20 protein-coding genes are annotated in these 19191 nt (G+C 49.2%); 8 read left to right on the top strand and 12 right to left on the bottom strand.

The annotated features are described in order from the left end of the window. Positions 1 to 3: 3 nt before the first annotated feature. A complete protein-coding gene (locus ACKFKH_RS17110; protein ID WP_446859531.1) occupies positions 4 to 2043 on the bottom strand; it encodes a hypothetical protein in 2040 nt (679 codons plus the stop codon). Between the two features lie 383 nt (positions 2044 to 2426). Between ACKFKH_RS17110 and ACKFKH_RS17115 the strand changes: the two genes are divergently transcribed. Continuing rightward, positions 2427 to 2846 carry a DUF732 domain-containing protein gene (locus ACKFKH_RS17115; RefSeq protein WP_446859532.1) on the top strand — a complete coding sequence of 140 codons (420 nt, stop codon included), beginning with the start codon at positions 2427 to 2429 and terminating at the stop codon, positions 2844 to 2846. 21 nt (positions 2847 to 2867) lie between these two features. On the opposite strand, the gene ACKFKH_RS17120 is transcribed toward ACKFKH_RS17115, so the two are convergent. The 3 genes from ACKFKH_RS17120 to ACKFKH_RS17130 all read right to left on the bottom strand — a co-directional run bounded on the left by ACKFKH_RS17120 (position 2868) and on the right by ACKFKH_RS17130 (position 4152). Then, positions 2868 to 3212 carry a DUF952 domain-containing protein gene (locus ACKFKH_RS17120; protein WP_446859533.1) on the bottom strand — a complete coding sequence of 115 codons (345 nt, stop codon included), beginning with the start codon at positions 3210 to 3212 and terminating at the stop codon, positions 2868 to 2870. A gap of 15 nt (positions 3213 to 3227) precedes the next feature. Then, positions 3228 to 3404: a hypothetical protein gene (locus ACKFKH_RS17125; protein ID WP_446859535.1), complete on the bottom strand. Its 177-nt coding sequence runs from the start codon at positions 3402 to 3404 to the stop codon at positions 3228 to 3230. Between the two features lie 292 nt (positions 3405 to 3696). Further along, on the bottom strand, positions 3697 to 4152 hold the full coding sequence (locus tag ACKFKH_RS17130; protein ID WP_446859536.1) for a VOC family protein: 456 nt from the start codon (positions 4150 to 4152) through the stop codon (positions 3697 to 3699). A gap of 586 nt (positions 4153 to 4738) precedes the next feature. Here ACKFKH_RS17130 and ACKFKH_RS17135 point away from each other — a divergent pair. Then, positions 4739 to 6004, top strand: a complete 1266-nt coding sequence (locus tag ACKFKH_RS17135) for a septal ring lytic transglycosylase RlpA family protein (protein ID WP_446859537.1) — start codon at positions 4739 to 4741, stop codon at positions 6002 to 6004. On the opposite strand, the gene ACKFKH_RS17140 is transcribed toward ACKFKH_RS17135, so the two are convergent. Next, entirely contained in the window at positions 5997 to 6626 is a 630-nt protein-coding gene (locus tag ACKFKH_RS17140) for a Crp/Fnr family transcriptional regulator (protein ID WP_446859538.1), read from the bottom strand. The two genes, ACKFKH_RS17135 and ACKFKH_RS17140, sit on opposite strands and share 8 nt — an antisense overlap. A 262-nt stretch (positions 6627 to 6888) precedes the next feature. Between ACKFKH_RS17140 and ACKFKH_RS17145 the strand changes: the two genes are divergently transcribed. After that, positions 6889 to 7470, top strand: coding sequence for a J domain-containing protein (locus ACKFKH_RS17145; RefSeq protein ID WP_446859539.1), 582 nt, complete (start codon positions 6889 to 6891; stop codon positions 7468 to 7470). Then, positions 7460 to 7759 (top strand): DUF3143 domain-containing protein, encoded by a 300-nt coding sequence (locus tag ACKFKH_RS17150; protein ID WP_446859540.1) that lies wholly within the window; start codon positions 7460 to 7462, stop codon positions 7757 to 7759. The genes ACKFKH_RS17145 and ACKFKH_RS17150 overlap by 11 nt, the downstream gene beginning before the upstream one ends. 7 nt (positions 7760 to 7766) lie before the next feature. Here the strand turns inward: ACKFKH_RS17150 and uppS are convergent, their stop codons facing one another. From uppS to ACKFKH_RS17170, 4 genes are all read right to left on the bottom strand, one after another. After that, a complete protein-coding gene (gene uppS, locus ACKFKH_RS17155) occupies positions 7767 to 8525 on the bottom strand; it encodes a polyprenyl diphosphate synthase (RefSeq protein ID WP_446859541.1) in 759 nt (252 codons plus the stop codon). A 132-nt stretch (positions 8526 to 8657) separates the two neighbouring features. Then, entirely contained in the window at positions 8658 to 9566 is a 909-nt protein-coding gene (gene cdaA, locus ACKFKH_RS17160; protein WP_446859542.1) for a diadenylate cyclase CdaA, read from the bottom strand. Between the two features lie 186 nt (positions 9567 to 9752). Then, positions 9753 to 11135 carry a diaminopimelate decarboxylase gene (gene lysA, locus ACKFKH_RS17165; RefSeq protein WP_446859543.1) on the bottom strand — a complete coding sequence of 461 codons (1383 nt, stop codon included), beginning with the start codon at positions 11133 to 11135 and terminating at the stop codon, positions 9753 to 9755. Positions 11136 to 11249: 114 nt separating this feature from the next. Continuing rightward, complete coding sequence (locus ACKFKH_RS17170) at positions 11250 to 12683, bottom strand: hypothetical protein (RefSeq protein WP_446859544.1); 1434 nt, start codon at positions 12681 to 12683, stop codon at positions 11250 to 11252. 130 nt (positions 12684 to 12813) lie between these two features. Here ACKFKH_RS17170 and rimI point away from each other — a divergent pair, with 130 nt between their 5' ends. From rimI to mscL, 3 genes are all read left to right on the top strand, one after another. After that, a complete protein-coding gene (gene rimI / locus ACKFKH_RS17175; protein WP_446859545.1) occupies positions 12814 to 13392 on the top strand; it encodes a ribosomal protein S18-alanine N-acetyltransferase in 579 nt (192 codons plus the stop codon). A gap of 169 nt (positions 13393 to 13561) precedes the next feature. Then, a complete protein-coding gene (locus ACKFKH_RS17180; RefSeq protein WP_446859546.1) occupies positions 13562 to 16039 on the top strand; it encodes an ATP-dependent Clp protease ATP-binding subunit in 2478 nt (825 codons plus the stop codon). Positions 16040 to 16258: 219 nt separating this feature from the next. Then, entirely contained in the window at positions 16259 to 16681 is a 423-nt protein-coding gene (gene mscL / locus ACKFKH_RS17185; RefSeq protein WP_446859547.1) for a large conductance mechanosensitive channel protein MscL, read from the top strand. Between the two features lie 78 nt (positions 16682 to 16759). On the opposite strand, the gene ACKFKH_RS17190 is transcribed toward mscL, so the two are convergent. Both ACKFKH_RS17190 and ACKFKH_RS17195 read right to left on the bottom strand, forming a co-directional pair. Further along, positions 16760 to 17173, bottom strand: a complete 414-nt coding sequence (locus ACKFKH_RS17190; protein WP_446859548.1) for a YidH family protein — start codon at positions 17171 to 17173, stop codon at positions 16760 to 16762. 18 nt (positions 17174 to 17191) lie between these two features. Next, positions 17192 to 17830: a peptidoglycan-binding domain-containing protein gene (locus ACKFKH_RS17195; protein WP_446859549.1), complete on the bottom strand. Its 639-nt coding sequence runs from the start codon at positions 17828 to 17830 to the stop codon at positions 17192 to 17194. A gap of 214 nt (positions 17831 to 18044) precedes the next feature. On the opposite strand from ACKFKH_RS17195, the gene lepB reads away from it, so the two are divergent. Then, entirely contained in the window at positions 18045 to 18623 is a 579-nt protein-coding gene (gene lepB / locus ACKFKH_RS17200) for a signal peptidase I (RefSeq protein WP_446859550.1), read from the top strand. A gap of 4 nt (positions 18624 to 18627) precedes the next feature. Here the strand turns inward: lepB and ACKFKH_RS17205 are convergent, their stop codons facing one another. Next, positions 18628 to 19185, bottom strand: coding sequence for a helix-hairpin-helix domain-containing protein (locus ACKFKH_RS17205; RefSeq protein ID WP_446859551.1), 558 nt, complete (start codon positions 19183 to 19185; stop codon positions 18628 to 18630). Positions 19186 to 19191 lie beyond the last annotated feature (6 nt).

Below are 19191 nucleotides of genomic sequence, written 5' to 3' on the forward strand. Positions count from 1 at the left end.
TCCTCAGAAGCTTCCCGGATTGTCGTCTAGTGCCAGCAAGAAATTGACCAAATCATTCTGCTGAGAAGGCGAAAAACCAGTCGTAGCATCTACATAAAATTCGTGACCTGTGCCGTCTAGATTGCTCAGTTGCAGGGCAGGATTTAGCCGATTTACCGCAATCACTTGAGTTCGGAGAGACCGATCGAGCAACGCCCGCAAACTATCCGCCGGATCTGCTGGAATCGCCTGACTGAGCGTGCCCGAAAGTCCCAATCCGCTAGGGTCAACGATACTAAAACTGCCGTCTGCTCCCACTTGCAGCGCCCCCTTACGAACCGCCACGCCACCATCGTGCAGGTAAGGTGCCGTTAGATACAATCCCCGCAAAGAAGGCGTTTTGTAGCCACCGTCTGGCAACAATCCCTTGGGCAGTGTCGTTGGGCTGTCAGAAATGCCCGCCGTCGGCACGTCGATCACTTCAGCATTGGTAGGAATGGGAACTGGCGTATTCAAGCTGTAAATCTTGGGCGGAACCAGCAGCGCATTTTGAGCCAGACGCGATTCAGCACGAGCCGGATTTGATTTAATCTCAGCGATCGGGTGAATCAGATTATCTGTAAAGAAGGGCGATCGATGGCAGGTGACACACTGCGCTTGTTCAAAAATTTGGGCACCCCGTTCGACAGACCCGCTCTGCAACGCTTGCTGATTTTGTAGCGTCTGATTGGGTGGCGGCACCAAACTATTTTGCCAAGCGGACATCGCATTTGCCGCAAACAAAAACCGACCACTGGCAATGTCAAACTTAAGCGTATTGGGGCTAAAAACCAGACCATTGTAGGTAAACAGCGACAGCTTTAGATTGGGATAGCTGCCCACTCCCGGAGCCGCCACCTGATCTTCAAGTTCTGCTTGAGACAAATTGGGAGCCACCTGACGCAGCCACTCCGAGGGTTTGACGGGCGGCCCTGCTGGCAATCTCAGTTTTGGATCAGCCGCATTTTGCAGAACTGTCCCTAAATAAACTTCTCGATCGACCCCAAGCGTTTCTGCACTTCTCTGCGCCGCCGCCAACAAATTAATCTCCGACGAGTGAACGCCATTATTGATCGCACTCAACCCCCCAAACGGGCCAACCGCAAACTCGCCACCTGCTGTATAAGGGCCAGACTTAAAAGTAAATACCGCCGGAATTTGGGTCGTATTGTCAATGCTGTCGGGCGAACTTTCAAAATGACCGTAAGGCACCGCCAACACGGCATCATCAAACGCTCGTTCAAAGATTTGCGGGTCGGGAAGTTTTACTAATTTTCCGGTGCTGTCGAGGATCGTTTTGCCGTTGCCCTGATATTTAGCATCCAGCGGGTTAAAATTTAAGCGGGCAAACCCTGCGGCCGAGTTAGGAGCCAGCGCAATCAGCAGCGGCACCCCCAAATCGCCATTGGGAACGCCCTTAAGCTGCTCGCCTTTGGGTGAAAGCGCAACATGGCAAATGGCACAGGTCACATCACCGCTGACTTTGAGACCGATCGGTAAGACACCCCCTCGCGGAATATCCAGCCCCGTACTCACCGTTGTTCCTTTAAGAAAGGTTTGACTTCCTAGCGTGATGTTTTTCTGAAGCGTAATTTTGAGATTGCTGGTGGGCTGCCCGCCTTGTTTGAGAATCGCCGCCGTTAGCTCTGGAAACACTTGGGTGATGCCCTGTCCAAACCCCAAGACTCGCTGTAGTCCAAAGGTATCGCCAATTTTGCGATCGAAAAAGATTTGCTCTCCTTTACTAATTAGTTGGGACGTGATTTTAACAGCCCCAATTCGAGCGTAGGACGTGGAGCTATTTGGATCAAGCCCTTTTTGACGGACAAGATCTGCGGCTTCTTGAGCAGTCAGCGATCGCCCAAAATAATCATAAGAGCCGATCACTTGAGTAGGCGCAGGGGACAGTAAAGGAGAAGTAGCATTTACTGCACCTGGATGTACTAAAAGATTTGAGATAAAAAAGGCTAAAAAGCTGACTAAAAGGCTGATCAAAAAGAGAAAAAGTGTTCGACGATATCTCATGGAATTCTCCTCGTCTAGCTTTACTAAACTGCGACAAAAATTAGGCACTTCGTCAGACTCAACGATGCCCCTTCTGGATTTGGCTTGTAAAACTTACTTCGAGCGAATTCAACAATCAGACGCATAATAGCGATCGATTCATCATCATCTTCTCGACAAATCCATTCAAAATTTGTTAATTATTATTTCCGTAAGCCTTAAGTTAAGAACTGTCTCATATGACTCAAAAAATTAGCGCTAACTCAACGTCTTAATTCATGTTTTTTAACAAAACTCATAAATAGAAGAGATCCCTTACGATGAGATCGAGAAGGAATCAATATGTCTTGTTATTCGCCTCTAAAATTCTGTTTTGGTCAATCTTGTTTCAGGAGATTTCCTTTATGAAACTTGCCCTTTGTCTGACGACAGCGTTCTACTGCTTACTTCTATCAATGTCGCCTGCTTTAGCTCAAAACGTTGACTACCCATGCTACATGCAAGGAGAAAATCGGCTTGTAGATCTTTCTAAACTGTGTGGTCAGCCTGTCTCAATGCCTGCAAACAGTGCCTTTGTGAGCGACTTTCAAACCTTGGCTGGCCAGTATCCAACCCAGGTCAATCAAGCACTCAGCCAGTACATTGGGCAAAATCAAGGAAGCGCGATCGCCGCCGCTAAAACCACCTGCCGAGTGGTGAAATTTGGTGGTTCAACTGCCACAGAAACTCGCCAACGAGCGCTTTTGGCTTACAACAATTCACCTGTAGACCAGGCAAAACAGCAGATTACCGCAGATCTGGCAACTACACACTTTTGCCCATAAACTGCTCAGTGCTGAAAAGTTCTAGCTTTGGAGTCCAGCGGGCAACTCAAACAGCCCATCCGATCCGGGGACAAAATTTATGACTTCGACGATCGCATCCAGGTTTAGCACGCCATACAAATGAGGAAACCACTTATCTTCCTCGACAAGCTCATACTTAATCTCTGACTGCACCTTGTCAACCTCAATACAAAGCAACACCAGCGACAATTCGCCTCGATAAAAGCGGTTAGCTACCCAGACAACTTGTTGAAGCTCGGAGCAGTGAATAAAGCCCTCTGTTTCTAGAGAATCACATCGATAAAAGCCTTGCTGTTGTGCTTGCTGCCATTGGTCTTGAGAAGTAATGTGGAAAATAAGACTCATAGCCAGCCAAAACGATTAGTGCGTCAGCGTCTGTTGCGGTGAAGGAGTCTGCATGTGCAAGCTCAATGAGGGCAGTGAGAATGCCTGAAACGATGAGAAACTAGGCGCTTCACTGGCTTTGGGTGATCTTGCCGCCGCCAGAAGACTCAGGAGTAAGGTGATTACCGCCGCTTGGAGTAGTTTTTCTAACATCACAAATTCTCGACTTCAGGAACAACCGAACTGCGTAACCACCCTTTCAAAAATCCTACTCAAGAAAGGTACGATCGCGTTCTTCTTTTAAGATGTCCTAATTGATTGAGATGGTTTGTGATTTCCCTCACGACGGCATAAACACTTAATCACTTTGCTCACACAATCTTCATATCCTGAGAATTACTGGATCAAGTGAGCAGAGCCTAACAGTAAAGCATTCAGACCATGTTTTGCCTACGGAACGGTGGCAAGCGATCGATTTGAGTTACCCGCAAGGAGTCGCCTCGCACTAAACCTTGTCACACCGAATTTCAATCAAAAACCCATCCGGGTCATAAAAATAGATCCCGCGCCCCGTCGGACGGCTAACCGGGCCATGATCGATGAGAATCTGATGGTGACGCAACACCTCGACGGCACGATCGAACGCTTCAGGAACGATGTCAAACGCTAGATGATTGGCGCGAGTAAACTGCTGTCGGGGGTCAGGATGAGGCGCAGACAGGTCAGGCTCCCAAAACAAATCGAGAATCATGTCATCTGGAGTCTTAAAATTGGCAACCTTCCCAGAAGCAACTTCAGCCTTTAGCGTTTCGGGGACTTCTGCACCCATTAGCTCGTGTAGCCCTAAAACTTCGCCGTAAAAATGACGAGACACCTGCATATCGCGCACATTGATGGCAAAGTGATGCACACGACGCAGGCTACCTGGAGACAACGTAAGGGTTGGAGATGTGGAGAGCATATAACGTGTTGAGGAGTGAGGGTTGGATGTCAAAAGATTTTCATAGCAGCTAACACTCTTTTAGCGTGAGACTCTACAAAACTCACCCTTTTCTCAAAATTCAGTCGATCGCAGGCTGGCATTATGTGGATCGTCAAATCTCGATTGTCTAAAGCATCTGCGATCGCAGGCTGAGATCTGAGAGAACTTTTGAGGAGAGCTAGAGGGGATCTAACAGCGAGTCACCGACTAAAGATATTTATCTGCGCTCAGTTTGAAATTGCTTGAAAAGACGTTTGAGAAGCAGCGAATCGATCACAGACACAAGATATTTCAGCTTATTCTTTATTAGAATCTTAACGAAGTCAGTTTTCTCTAACACTTCCACTGAGTACTTCTGAGGCTTTTCTAGACCTTCCAGACAACTAACAAAATTAACTCAGCACTCGCTTAAAAGTCTGATGTCAAAACTTGGAACTGGCCCACGGGGATCAATCACTTTTCGATAAATAAAATTACTTCCCTCAGATAGAGATTTTTACTTCACATTAACTTTATACTATCTATTAGTGAAAAAGTATCGTCCACTACAACTTATTCTAGACACATGTCAATCCTTGGTTTTGTATGGGTAGCATCATGGTTTGGCTGCTTTCCAGAGATTGGAGAAAAGCTGATCGAAGCGCCTAAACACCTGGCGCAGATCTTCTCCAACCAGATACCGCAGCTGCTTCGAGATACCCGCAAGGGGTCGAGCAATGCGTCTGACATTTCAAAAACCTCCCTAAAAAGCGCAATCAACTCAGTTCGCAGTTCCTATCTTTTCAACCTTGCCGTACCGCTCAACTTAAAGCTGAGTCAAAGTTTTCATCCAGCACAATCCGCAGAACAGCCCGCCTCACCCAACGCAGTTTTGTTAGGAGCGATCGAATCTTTTTTAAGTCCCAAGTCAGCTTCTCCAGAGACGCATTCAGAAAGCCCAGAATCAGCCTTGCAGCCGATCGCTTGGACAGTCTCCTCAGAAGTTGTTACAGACAATCCGTTTAACTACCTGGCCGAAGTGGTGCAAAACTTCTTTGCGGGGGTGCCGACTTTAGCTGCGGAGTCCAGTTCTGTCGTCGTGCTTCAAGCAGGGTCGCAGCAGAGCGAAAGTTTGAAACAAGTCCGCACTGGCTTTTGGCGATGCCCCACCCAACCCGAAAGCTTCTCAGGGCAGACCACAGGATTTCAAATTTGGGTCAAAGGATGCCTTGTGGCAGAGATTCCTAGTCAAGCTGAGGCAGACGCGATCGCTCAGAAACTAGAAGATCTGCTCAAAGAGCCTGGACTCGATGCTTCCCAATTAAGACCCAGCATTGAGCGCAACCATCCCGCCGGAAAGTGGGGCGATCGCGTCCTATTTGTCATTGACAATGATTTGGCGGCTCAGTTTGAGCGTCCGGCTGAGATGGTGGCGATCGAGTGGGTCAACAATTTGCGCGTCGCTCTGAGTCAGTCGTCGCTTTCGCTGGCAGACGCTCAGGTGACTATGCACAGCTTGAGAGACACCGGAGACAGTATCAGTGGGTTAGCGTCCTGGTACGGCCCCTACTTTCATGGACGAGAGACGGCAACCGGGGAGATTTTTGACCAAAACGAACTGACCGCCGCTCACCCTTCCTTGCCCTTCGGCACCTATTTAAGGGTGACTAATGTAGCAAACGGCAAAAGCGTCGTCGTGCGGGTCAACGATCGCGGGCCCTACTTTGACAACCGAGTATTGGATCTCTCCAATCGGGCTGCCCGTTGTATCCACAGCGAAGACAAAGGGGTGGTGCCGATCGAAGCTGTGATCATGCAGCCCACCCTCAGCGAAAATATTGCCTTCAAGTAGTTCCAAACGGCAAAACAATGTGGCGGGTCGCATCGATCGTCAACCATCCTTCTTCTCGAAGCTGACCGAGGAGGCGGGTAATCGTGACGCGAGTGGTGCCGATCGCATTGGCCAGGTGTTGATGGGTCAGCCTTACGTTAATGCGAACTCCTGCCTTGACGGGTTGCCCAACTTCATGTTGTAGCAGCAAGAGAAGCTGACGCAATCGATCTTCGACTCGACGGCATCCGGCCAATGCTAGAAAGGCTTCTGCTTGCTGAAGGCGACGGCTCATATGGCGACAGATTTCCTGGGCCAGGACAGGCGATTGCTCAATTTCTGACAGGCTGACAGCCATCAAGTCTACATCGGTGAGGGCGATCGCTTGATAAGGCTGAATGTAGGTCAGAGGCAACCCAAAGGGCATCGAGGAGTTGGCTAGTCCCAGTAGCGCCTCGTCCCCAGAAGGATAAAGCGTACTCAGGAGCACTACACCTCGACAGACGACCCAAATTTCGTGAGGCGACATCTGGATTGATTGCCCACTGCGAAATGGCTGCAAATTGCGTCCTTGATAGCGCTGCTCTAAAACTTGGCGCAGATCAGGATGGTTGAGAACTTCGGAACTAAAAGATTGGATCATGTGAGGTTCAAGGGGATATCAGATCCTATTCCTCACCTTAGAACCTCGACTTCAAGGTTAGGTAATTTCAAGGTTGGGGTCAGGTTAAGCTTTGGAGTAATCAATGATTTGAGTTGAGAAAGTCGATCGCGCGTTCGATCCGTTGCCGAAGCATGAAGTAGCGAACAACCGAATCCTCACAACTCAAATAAGATAGCGATAGTTGCGCTTTCCTTAACCTGGTTACAATGAGGGGTGAGAACCGGATAAGGGTGAAATTGCGGTGACTGCAACTCCAGACGGCAACGGGCAGAAGGGGCCTTACCAGAAGGTCGTGAGTTCTAATCATTACACCCTGTTGGGGCTGCATCCCTCAGCGTCGGTGCAAGAAATCAGACAGACTTACCGGGAAATGAGTAAGCTGTATCACCCAGACACGACTCAGTTGCCACCTGCGATCGCCACTCAAAAATTTCAGCAACTCAACGAAGCCTACGCGACGCTTTGTAATCCCGATCGCCGAAGTGCTTATGATCTCAAGATTGGGTACTCTCGTGTCGTTGTGGTACAGCCGCTTCCTAGTTTGAGTCGGCCCCAGCCGCGCTACACGGATTCTGCTTACATTGACGCAACTGATCGACCGCTCTCACCCGGAGAGATTTTTGCCCTGTTTATTTTGGGCATCACTTTTGTGGGATGTTTAATTTTGGCCATTACGATCGGCTTTACGAGAGGAGAGTCTGCTTTCCAGCCGCTGACGACTCAAGAAGCGATCGTCCAAGAGATTCCACAACTTCCACAGCCGATGGAGAAATTAACTTCTCCCGAAACGCCCGAAATCCCAATAACGTCCAATGTCCCTTGATCGAATCTCAACCCAAACCCGCATGACTCTTCCTTCGGCTGACACTCCCTTATATAACCATCCGCTTCCCCAGATTGAATTCTGGCTTGCCAAAAAAGGCGGTCAGCAAGATTCTGAAGATTTGCACTGCTGGCTGATCGAGACTCCCCAGTGGCGAGCCGAAATCTGTCTAGAAGTTGAGCAACTCGCAGTTCGCTACTTATTAGATGATCGGCCCGATGTGCAAAGAGCCTTCAAATACTCGCTGAGTCGTCAGGATATCGAAGACGCTATTTTTGCTGGCCCGTGACTGTCTTCTATTTTTCTAAAACTCTGCCAAACCTGCGATCGCGCTCTTGATAAGACACCAGAGCTTGATGAAATTCGTGACGATTAAAGTCAGGCCACAAGGTTTTCGTCACGTAGATCTCGGCATAGGCCATCTGCCACAGCAGAAAGTTACTAATCCGCATTTCTCCACTCGTGCGAATTAGCAGGTCAGGATCACAGGTTCCCGCCGTATAAAGGTGTCGCTCAAACAAACTTTCGTCGATCTCGTCGGGCTGCAAATGTCCTTGTTGTACTTGAGTAGCGATCGCTCGGCAGGCTTTGAGAATCTCTTGCCGTCCGCCGTAATTGGTAGCAACTGTAAAGCGAATTCCTTGATTGTCCTGGGTTTCTAGCATCGATCGCTCGATTTCATTTTGCAGAGTTGGGGGCAGCGCATCTAGATTACCGACGAATTTGATTCGCACATTTTCCTGCATCATTTCGCGCAGTTCTTGCCGTAAGACTCGCTCAAACAGCGTCATCAAAAACTCCACTTCTTCGAGCGGCCGGCCCCAATTTTCGGTCGAAAAGGCATAAGCTGTTAGCGCTTGAACGCCCCAATCTCGACAGCACCTCAACAGATCTTTGAGCGCATCTACCCCTCGCCGATGACCCATAATTCGCGGGAGACCCTGACTTTTTGCCCAGCGGCCGTTGCCATCCATAATGACAGCAACATGTTTGGGAAGGCGAGCGCGATCGAGGTCAGCCGGGAGTTCTTGAAGGATCGTTTGCTTGGCAGTCATTGTTTTCTGGGGGAAGCCGATGCTTGAGGTGGAAAAGGGTTGTAGGTGTCGAGCAGGATGCGACTCTAGAGTAACGATTCTGAGACGAAATAAAGATAAATCTCTTGCAAAGATGCCATAAGATCAGTCCCTTCATTCTGCTTTTTTTTCATCTTTGGGTCGGCCACTGATTTTTCGGCTACCGCTAATTTTTGAAAACAGAGCAAAAACTTTGGTGGCAATTTGGCGGCCCAAGGTGCGGAAATCGGGGGCAACGGCTTCGCGATCGCCGGATTGAGAAAATCGCGCTTCCAACAGTTCTTTGAGTTTGCTGCTGGTTAAAGGACGGTTTAGTGTGCCCCGCTCGGCTAAGGAAATTGATCCGGTTTCTTCAGATACAACCACACAGATGCAATTTTCGACTCGTTCGGTAATTCCCATTGCGGCTCGATGTCGCGTCCCCAATTGTCGAGAAGCCGTTCGTTCGGAGAGGGGCAAAATTACGCCTGCGGCCAGAATGCGCGACCCTCGAATCAGCACCGCCCCATCGTGCAGCAGCGTCGTCGTTTGAAAGATAGTTTGCAGCAGTTCTTTAGACACTTCCGCGTTGATCTTGACCCCAGGGACGGAGAAATCTCGCTCATCGATCGGGCTAGAAGTCTCCAAAATTAACAGCGCCCCCGTCCGATTCTGAGATAATTCTTTAACGGCATCGACAATCTCATCGCTGACGCTATCAGTTCTAGGTAAGCTGCCACGCGATGGTTGGAACAGTTGAAGGATCTCTCCTCGTCCCAGCTGTTCTAAAAAGCGTCTAAACTCTGACTGAAGAATAAAAGCCATCGCAACCGCCGCCCCGATCACCAAATTATTCAGCACAAAGCTGAGCAGCGTCAGGTCAAGTCTGCGACTAATCGCGGCTGCCAACATCAAAACGATGAAACCTCTGACCATCCAAAGGGTTCGACGCTCACCAATGATGACTAACATCACATACGTAAGCGCCAACACTAACCCAATGTCAATCAAAAACCTGAGATTTGAAAGTATAAAAGTCAACAAGGACTGTATTCCAGTCAGGGGTGAGGGAGAACTTCGTTCCGCTTCGCGAGGAGGGACGAGGGAGGGCGTTGCCCCGCTTTTGCGAGGAGGAATGAAGAAGTCATGAGATCGAGAAAACGTCTAGGTTGCCTCTAGCGTAATCTGACCAAACACCTTTTTACCTCTGCCCTGATCCTCTATTCCGTCTTATTTCAGCCGTTCGGGTAATCGATCGTGCCGAATCAAATCTTCATAGGTTTCGCGCTGCAAGATGGTGTTAGCTTCACCTGCATTGACCAAAACCGCCGCCGGGCGGGGTAGACGATTGTAGTTAGAGGACATGCTGTAATTGTAGGCTCCTGTTGACATGACAACCAGCAGGTCACCTGATTGCGTCTCTGGCAGTGCGGCATCCTTGATTAAAATGTCACCCGATTCACAGTGCTTTCCAGCGATCGTGACTTGAGTAGCGATCGGCGCAGACATGCGATTGGCGATTAAGGCTCTGTAAACCGACTGGTAAGTGATGGGGCGAGGATTATCCGACATGCCACCATCCACGCTGAGGTAGGTACGAATGCCCGGAACCGTTTTTTGTCCTCCCACTGTGTAGACCGTCACGCAGGCAGAGCCGATCAGCGATCGACCTGGTTCCGACAATAGTTTTGGCAGAGGAATATTTTCACTCTGACAGGCAGCTACTACGGAGTCACAGACAACTTTTACCCACTCGTCAATGCTGGGAGGATCGTCTGATTCTGTATAACGAATGCCCAACCCGCCGCCGATGTTGAGTTCTTGAATCTTCAGGTTATAGTTAGCCGCCTTGCTCAACCACTGCACCATGACTGATCCCAAATCCTGGTGAGGTTGCAGTTCAAAAATTTGGGAGCCAATGTGAGCATGTAAACCCACAAATTCCAGCGCAGGTTGCTGACTGACAAACTTAAAAATTTCCTCCACCTGATTGGGATCAAACCCAAACTTGCTGTCGAGGTGTCCGGTGCGAATGTATTCGTGAGTGTGGCACTCAATGCCCGGTGTCAAGCGCAGCATAATCCGAACGGGATTTTTCCCTTTCACCAAGTCAGCCAGCGTTTGCAGCTCTAGCCAGTTGTCGATCATTAGAGTGCAGCCCGACTCGATCGCCAGCTTCAACTCATCCAGAGACTTATTGTTGCCGTGGAGATAAAGCTTTTGGGAATCAACGCCTGCCTTGAGTGCGGTGTAGAGTTCGCCACCCGAAACAATATCGATTCCTAAGTCCTCACTGGCGACGATCGCGCAGACTGCAAGACAGTTCCAGGCTTTGGAGGCATAAAGAACCTGCGACTCACCTGGATAGTATTTCTTGAACCCATCCCGATATTGACGACAGGCTGTTCTCAGCGTTTCCTCGTCCAGCACATATAGGGGAGAGCCAAACTGTTTGACCAACGCCGTCAAGTCACAACCGCCGATTTCGAGGTGGTCGCGATCGTTGACGGTTGCTGTTAGCGGCAGCAAAAATTGATTGGGGGAGCGATCGGATTCGGAGTCTGGCAAGTATTGGCGACCAGAAGCCGTCACCGCGAGCGGAGTCGATACCATGCGGAGTTCCTCAATGCTGGCAAGAGTTTAGTAAGCTTTTCTGCTATCTCTAACCAGTTTACAATTGAGGGCTATGCATTTGAGGCGAATTTTGAGCGGCGATCGCTCCTGACGCTAGCGACTAGCAGGAACGGTTGCAGGCGGCACTTTAAAGTTTCGAGGCACTTGCATTAACGGAAGACGAATCCGATTCTTGGGAAACATCTGATCGATCGCGGCTGCTTTTTGAGGTTGTTTGAGCGATCGATATTTCATCGCAATTTCTCTGAGCGTGCGATCGCGCCACTCCACAATTGGCAATGTGTTTGACGAAGGCAATCCTTCAACCGAATTTTCTTTTTTGTCAAAAGCAGTTTGGATGGCGACTACGGCAAGATCCAGAGCTTGAACCGCACTCGGCACCTTCTGAAACTTCTGGTACTGTTGAGCCACTTCCAGCAAGACTTCAGCCCGATCAGCATAGAACTGAAACCGCTTTTGATCCTGCGTCACCTGCTGAAGTAGTTTTGTCGCTTGAGCCGTGCGCCCAGCCCGAAAATTAAATTGCGCCAGTGACAATCGAAGCTGTGCCAATGCTCTGCGATCGCCCAGTTTCGCTTCGTCGATCGCGTTCAGCAGCGTTTCAACCTGGTTTAACGTTTCACCTTTTTCTTGGCTGTGGTCGTTTGATGGCGAGTTAGCTATGAGATCGGCAATCTCTAAGAAGTATTTAGACCGAATCATACAATCCTCAATCTCGTTTGCCACAATCCATCCTTTGAGCGCGTCTTTACCTGAAGCATAAAGCCACTTCATCGCAATTTTTTGTAGAGTCTGCGATCGCAGCTTTCGATCTTCAATCATTGTGGCAATTTGCTTGGCCAACGGTGGCTCAAAGGAAATCTGCTCACCGATCGCCAGCCAGATTTTTGCTTGAGCATTCTGACTCGGAAAGAGTGCCGCTACCTCTCTAAGTTTTTCTAGTTGACCAGTTTCTACCAATGCGATCGCAGCCGGAGTCGTCGCGCTACTGAGATATCCTGAGTCTTGAGGAACTGTTTTTAACACTGCGATCGCTTTTGGCAACTGATCCTGACTAATCAATGCCTTGGCGATCGTTCCGACTCCTTGTGCGCGTTCATACGTCTGTCGAGGAAATTGGGCAATCACCAGACGGGAAGCGCGATCGGACTCATCAGCACTAACTAGCGCACTCAGCAGTTGAGGAAACATCTCTAGCCGAAACCGTTTGGGCTGCTTCTGAATCTCAACCCGTGCCTCATCCCATTGCTTGGAATAAATTAACTTCCAAATGCGCTGTTTGGTTTGCTGTTCTTGCTCAAAGTCGTTCGGGTTCCTGCCAGAAGATCCTACGTCGTTTCCAAAGCCATAAAGCAAGATTGGCTTACGCGATTGAGACTCAGTTTTGCAATCGGTTTGAATCTTGGGAAGCTCGATTCTCCTCAACGTTTCTTTAACGTTTTGCGGAGCGCCGATCGCAGGATGTAGAGGAAACGCCATCAAAGCTGCCAGCAAGACTATCTGCGATCGACCGTTCACAAAGCTCATATTCTTCCTCAGTAGTAACACTGGCCTAATATATTCTACAGTCAGAGCCTGTGTGTTTAACTTCACCCTCACCCCACAGGGCAAAAGAAGCTTCGGTACAATCAGAATCGACCTCTGCATCCGATCGTCTGTGACTTGCGTTACTCTACAATTGATTGACGAATCCCTGTTGCCCGCCGTACTTGAGCTAGACCAGCTTTGCTTTAGCGGACTTTGGACGATTGCAGGCTATCAGCGCGAACTAGACAGCCCAAACAGCGACCTCATCGCACTGGTCTCCGACAAAAAACTGATTGGGTACGGATGTCTCTGGGCGATCCTAGACGAGGCGCATATTACGATCGTCGCTGTCCATCCCGATTACCGTCATCAAGGCTTAGGTCAAACCCTCCTGCTCGCCCTCCTAGAGTCTGCTTATCAGCGTGGATTGGAACGATCAACCCTGGAGGTCAGAATTTCTAATCAATCAGCTATTGACCTTTATCAAAAATTCGGTTTCAAAGTAGCCGGACGACGCAAAGGTTACTACGAAGATACTGGTGAGGATGCGTTGATTTTGTGGCGGGGCGGACTGCAAACCCTTGAGTTTTCTGACTTGTTGAGCAAATGGGCGACTGAAGTGAGCGATCGTTTAACGCGATCAAATTGGGCAATAACGGTCAATTTAGATACTATTACAAGAAAAAAATCTTTCTTGACAGATTCTTAAGACTTCGTTGACAATCTGCCCTTGGCGGTAGAATTCACCCTTTGACGAAAGCGAATCATAGCGTTCGGTTATCGTCACCTTAACCTGTTGCTCAAACCCAGCGACCGGAGATTTCGGCTATGTTAGAATCTGTTTTACCGGCAACGCAGCAGGTGAGTGGAAATACGCCATGTTTGAACGCTTCACAGAAAAAGCCATTAAGGTGATCATGCTAGCCCAGGAGGAAGCTCGCCGCCTGGGTCACAACTTCGTGGGTACAGAGCAGATCCTACTGGGTCTGATTGGAGAAGGGACCGGCGTCGCCGCCAAAGTACTGAAATCTATGGGTGTCAACCTCAAAGACGCTCGGATTGAAGTTGAGAAAATCATCGGTCGGGGTTCTGGTTTCGTTGCGGTGGAAATCCCATTTACACCGAGAGCCAAGCGGGTACTAGAACTGTCACTTGAAGAAGCTCGCCAACTGGGGCACAACTACATCGGCACTGAACATCTGCTCCTGGGTCTGATCCGGGAGGGTGAAGGAGTTGCAGCCAGGGTACTCGAAAACCTGGGAGTTGACCTATCTAAAGTGCGGACGCAAGTGATTCGGATGCTCGGCGAAACAGCCGAAGTGTCCCCCGGTGGTGGTCAAGGGCGTACCAAGACACCCACGCTTGACGAGTTTGGTGCAAACCTGACTCAGATGGCTGCTGATGGCAAGCTTGACCCCGTCGTGGGTCGGCAGAAAGAAATTGAACGGGTGATTCAAATCCTTGGTCGCCGGACGAAAAACAACCCTGTCTTGATTGGTGAACCTGGGGTTGGTAAGACGGCGATCGCTGAAGGACTTGCTCAACGCATCGCCAACGACGACATTCCAGACATTTTGGAAGACAAGCGCGTCGTCACATTAGATATTGGACTCCTGGTTGCAGGCACCAAATATCGGGGTGAGTTTGAAGAACGGCTGAAGAAGATCATGGACGAAATCCGCTCTGCCGGAAACGTCATCTTGGTTATCGACGAAGTTCACACTTTGATTGGTGCAGGGGCCGCAGAAGGGGCGATCGATGCTGCCAACATTCTCAAGCCAGCCTTGGCGCGGGGTGAATTGCAGTGTATCGGTGCGACCACGCTGGATGAATATCGTAAACACATTGAGCGAGATGCTGCCCTAGAGCGACGATTCCAGCCCGTCATGGTGGGAGAACCGACTGTAGACGAAACAATCGAGATTCTACGTGGACTGCGAGAACGGTATGAGCAGCACCACAAACTGAGAATCTCGGACGAAGCGCTGGAAGCGGCTGCCAAACTTTCAGACCGCTACATCTCCGATCGCTTTCTGCCAGACAAGGCGATTGACTTAGTAGACGAAGCAGGTTCCCGTGTCCGGCTGATTAACTCTCAGTTACCTCCTGCTGCGAAGGAACTGGATCGGGAACTGCGCCAAGTCCTCAAAGACAAAGATGATGCGGTACGGTCACAAAACTTTGATCGGGCTGGCGAACTACGCGATCGCGAAATGGAAATCAAAGCTGAAATCCGGGCGATCGCTCAAACTAAGAAAGCTGAATCTGCCGATTCTGATTCGGCTGCCTCTCCTGTGGTGGGCGAAGACGATATCGCTCAAATTGTGGCTTCCTGGACAGGCGTTCCGGTGAATAAACTCACCGAATCCGAGTCTGAGAAACTGCTGCACATGGAAGATACGCTGCATACTCGTCTGATTGGTCAAGACGAAGCAGTGAGAGCTGTTTCTCGTGCAATCCGTCGGGCGCGGGTGGGCTTGAAGAATCCCAATCGACCGATCGCCAGCTTCATCTTCTCTGGGCCGACGGGGGTAGGTAAAACAGAGCTTACGAAGGCTTTAGCAACTTACTTCTTTGGGTCTGAAGACTCGATGATTCGTCTGGACATGTCTGAGTTTATGGAGCGGCACACCGTTTCTAAGCTGATCGGGTCGCCACCTGGCTATGTGGGCTACAACGAAGGCGGTCAGTTGACCGAAGCCGTTCGTCGTCGGCCTTACACCGTCGTACTGTTTGACGAAATCGAGAAAGCGCACCCCGACGTGTTTAACATGCTGCTGCAAATCCTGGAAGATGGTCGCCTGACCGATGCCAAGGGTCGCACAGTGGACTTTAAGAACACGCTGCTGATCATGACCTCCAACATTGGATCTAAGGTCATTGAGAAGGGTGGCGGTGGTCTGGGCTTCGATATCGCTTCGGAGAGCGAGGCAGACAACCAGTACAACCGGATTCGATCGCTCGTCAACGAAGAATTGAAGAACTACTTCCGTCCTGAGTTTCTCAACCGTTTGGATGAGATCATCGTCTTCCGTCAGTTGGTGAAGGAAGAGGTGAAGCGCATTGCAGACATTATGTTAAACGATGTCTTCAAACGCTTGACTGAGCAAGGAATCACGCTGGAATGTACTGAGCGATTTAAGGATCGCCTGGTAGAAGAAGGCTATAACCCTAGCTATGGGGCACGTCCTCTTCGTCGGGCAATCATGCGTCTACTCGAAGATTCGCTGGCAGAAGAAATCCTCTCAGCCCGGATCAAAGACGGTGACGTTGCGATCATTGATGTGGATGAGACAGGCACCGTGAAGGTCGTTCAAGGTGAAAAGCGCGAGTTGCTTCCTCAAGCGGCTGAGTAGCTAAACTTGACAATTAGAAATTAGCGGGCGGTGGAGACTTTAAGTTTCTGCCGCTTTTTTGTGCTGACTACAACTTAATCTATCTACACAAAAACTTTTTCTAGCTTAGATACTTAACAATTCTTAAAATAATCTGAATAGTTGGCAAAATATAATACGACCCAAGCATTATGTAACCAATGACTCAGGTTGCACTAAACGAAAGGAACGGATTGACATATGGCACGTAGCAGTTTTTGGGCTGACTTTCAAAAATTCTTGATGCAGGGCAACGTCATCGACCTAGCTGTTGCAGTGATTATTGGGGGCGCTTTTGGCAAGATCGTTGAATCTTTTGTCAAAGACATTATTACACCCGCACTCATCGGCCCAGCAATGAAAGCAGCAGGGGTCAATCAAATTGAGAACTTCGTCATCGGCGATGGAATTAAGATTGGTTTGTTCCTGGCAGCAGTGCTGAACTTTGTCATCATTGCATTCGTGATCTTCTTGATGATTCGGGCTTTTGAGAAAGCAAAGAGAAGGTTTGTGCGTCAGGAGGCTGTCGAGGAAGCGGCTGCGCCTGCTGACCCCGTTTTGGTGTCCCAAGAACGCTTGACTGGCGCGATCGAGCGCCTAACCTCTAGTCTCGATCGTCGCTAGAACCTTTAAAGATCAACTAAAGATCAACGATCGCTGAACTTCCTGATTAGAGTTAGGCGATCGTTGTTTCTAGAGAGGCTATTTTGATCGAGGCGGAGTGGACAAAATCGGCTTATTATTGACCAACAGCAGGGGAAGGCTCAAGGTGCCAAACACGATCACAGCCCCCGTCATCACCCACACCAGCAGCCGACTCGGACGATAATCACCCCGCTCAATCTGTTGAAACACCTGGTTATAACGCCAAGCTGCTAGCGTGATCGTCAGAATGCCAAACGCCACCAACCCCACGCCCAACGTTTCAGAGTTAAAGATTGAATTTCGCTGGTCTGGCTGCTGAGTGAGCGTCAGTTGAAGCTGATGGAGAAATAACCCAAACCGGGCAATTGCAAACCCGAAACCGATGAGGGCGATCGCCGTCCGTAGCCAAGCCAAAAAGGTACGCTCGTTTGCTTGATGTTCTCGTTGACGGTCGATGGGGGGTCTCGTCATAAGATTTTCAAGTCTCAACTAGGGAATAAGCCGATATACGGCTGTGATAAAGGCCTCATCTGTTAGCGTTCTCCTGGCGTGCAAGTCTTTTAGCGTTGCCAAGTCTGCTCTGAGTTTTCTCAAAGTTTCAAGTTCGCTGGAAGGGGTGGGTGTAGGGGTCGGAGTCGGAGTCGGAGTCGGCGAAGGGGTAACTCCGGGAGGTCTGCCGATGATTTTTCTCGCATCGTCATCTAGCTGTTTGCGAACGGGGCGGCTGGCAATCCCGGTCACTGGAAATCGTCTATTCTGCTGATAGGTCTTGACGGCGGCGATCGTTTGAAACAGATAGCGCCCCGTGATCGGCAGAGAATTCGCTAGAACAATCTTGAGGTTGTTTTGTAAAATTCTGACAGATTCCTCAACTTTGTTTTGCAGGTCAATCCCATTTTGTCCCGTTGCTGCCATGAGATTGTCAGCCTGAAACTGAAAGATGGCTGCCTGAGTATAGCTTTCAAGCTGGTTGACCTCTCGCAGCGAGGTTGTTGAGCAGTCAATGTTGCCTAGAATGTTGCGATCGCAAGATTGATTCTCGTTGCCAATCCCAAATAGACCTCTTGGCCCCAGGTAATAGCCCAAACCATCTAAGTTGTCTCTCAATTCTGCAAGCGTCAGTGGCATAGAAATCAGATTCCTTGTACAAAAACAGATAGATGTCGAGTTGAGTCTAAGGTAATTTTGCTACAGACGCATTCAATTGATTGCGAAAATTTTTGAAGCTGACCATTCTACCAAAAGTGACCTTTGAAGATGGTTCTTGAAAGTGGTTCTGCGCTGTGAAGGTTTGCAGTTGACCGTACAATGACGAAAGCCACATTTATTGATAAGCCTGCCCATGACCTCCGATCCGACGACTGAGCCAAAGACTTCATCTCCTGAAAAAGTCTCCCCGTGGAAAACTTTGTGGGAAAACTTTCAGATTCTGCTTGTGGCGTTGATTTTGGCGCTGATTGTCCGGGCTTATGTGGCAGAGCCGCGATTTATTCCTTCTGACTCGATGATGCCAACGCTGCATGTGGGCGATCGTCTGGTTGTTGAGAAGATGTCTTACCGCTTTGGGTTGCCCAACTTTGGCGATATTGTCGTGTTTGATCCACCCCCTCAACTACAAGAACAGGGATACTCTAAGGATCAAGCTTTCATCAAGCGGATCATTGGCACACCAGGAGAAACGATCGAGGTCAAAAACGGCAAAGTCTACATCAACAATCAGCCGCTTCAAGAGTCTTATATTGCCGAAGCTCCCAAATATTTGATGTCTCCCGCAAAGGTTCCAGAAGGTTCATTTTTCGTAATGGGCGACAACCGCAACAATAGTAACGATTCTCATGTGTGGGGCTTTTTGCCCAAGGAATATATTCTCGGTCGAGCCTGGATTCGATTTTATCCGTTCGATCGCTTGGGCAAAGTTTGAGAAATCAGAAGCTCAAATAGTGCATCAGGGTAGAAACAGTTTGGCTGGGTAGAGATAGTCTTTGTTGAAGCTCAACCAGGTTTTTGTAAGCTCCGTTTGAGACGCGATTGCGAACGATCGCTCTTGCCAATACTTTGCCCATTCCAGGAATGCCAGTCAGGTCTTCAACGGATGCTGCATTCAAATTGACTCGTTGAATCACACAAACGCTTTCAGATTCGTAATAACAAAACCTGAGAATCGGCTCCAAGGGTTTGAGGCGTTGGAGTGAGAGTCCTAGGGCAGCGGCTAAATCTTCGACACAAAAGAACTGGACTCCAGAATCAGACAACTGGGTCAACATACGAGCTTGATGAATCGATAGACCTGGAATCCTTAACCAATCGTCAACGCTGGCTTGATTAACGTCAATTTGAATGCCCAGTGATGCGGCTAGACGGATTTCTTCTAACGATTGAAACCGATAAAACGGATCATTGAGAATACGTGAGCGTAGTGAGTTTGGCAGTTGAGAACCCAACTGAGCGCGAGATTGTTTGGAGAACCAGTCAAAAAGGGTCATCAAAAA

The sequence above is a fragment of the Phormidesmis sp. 146-20 genome (assembly GCF_052939475.1).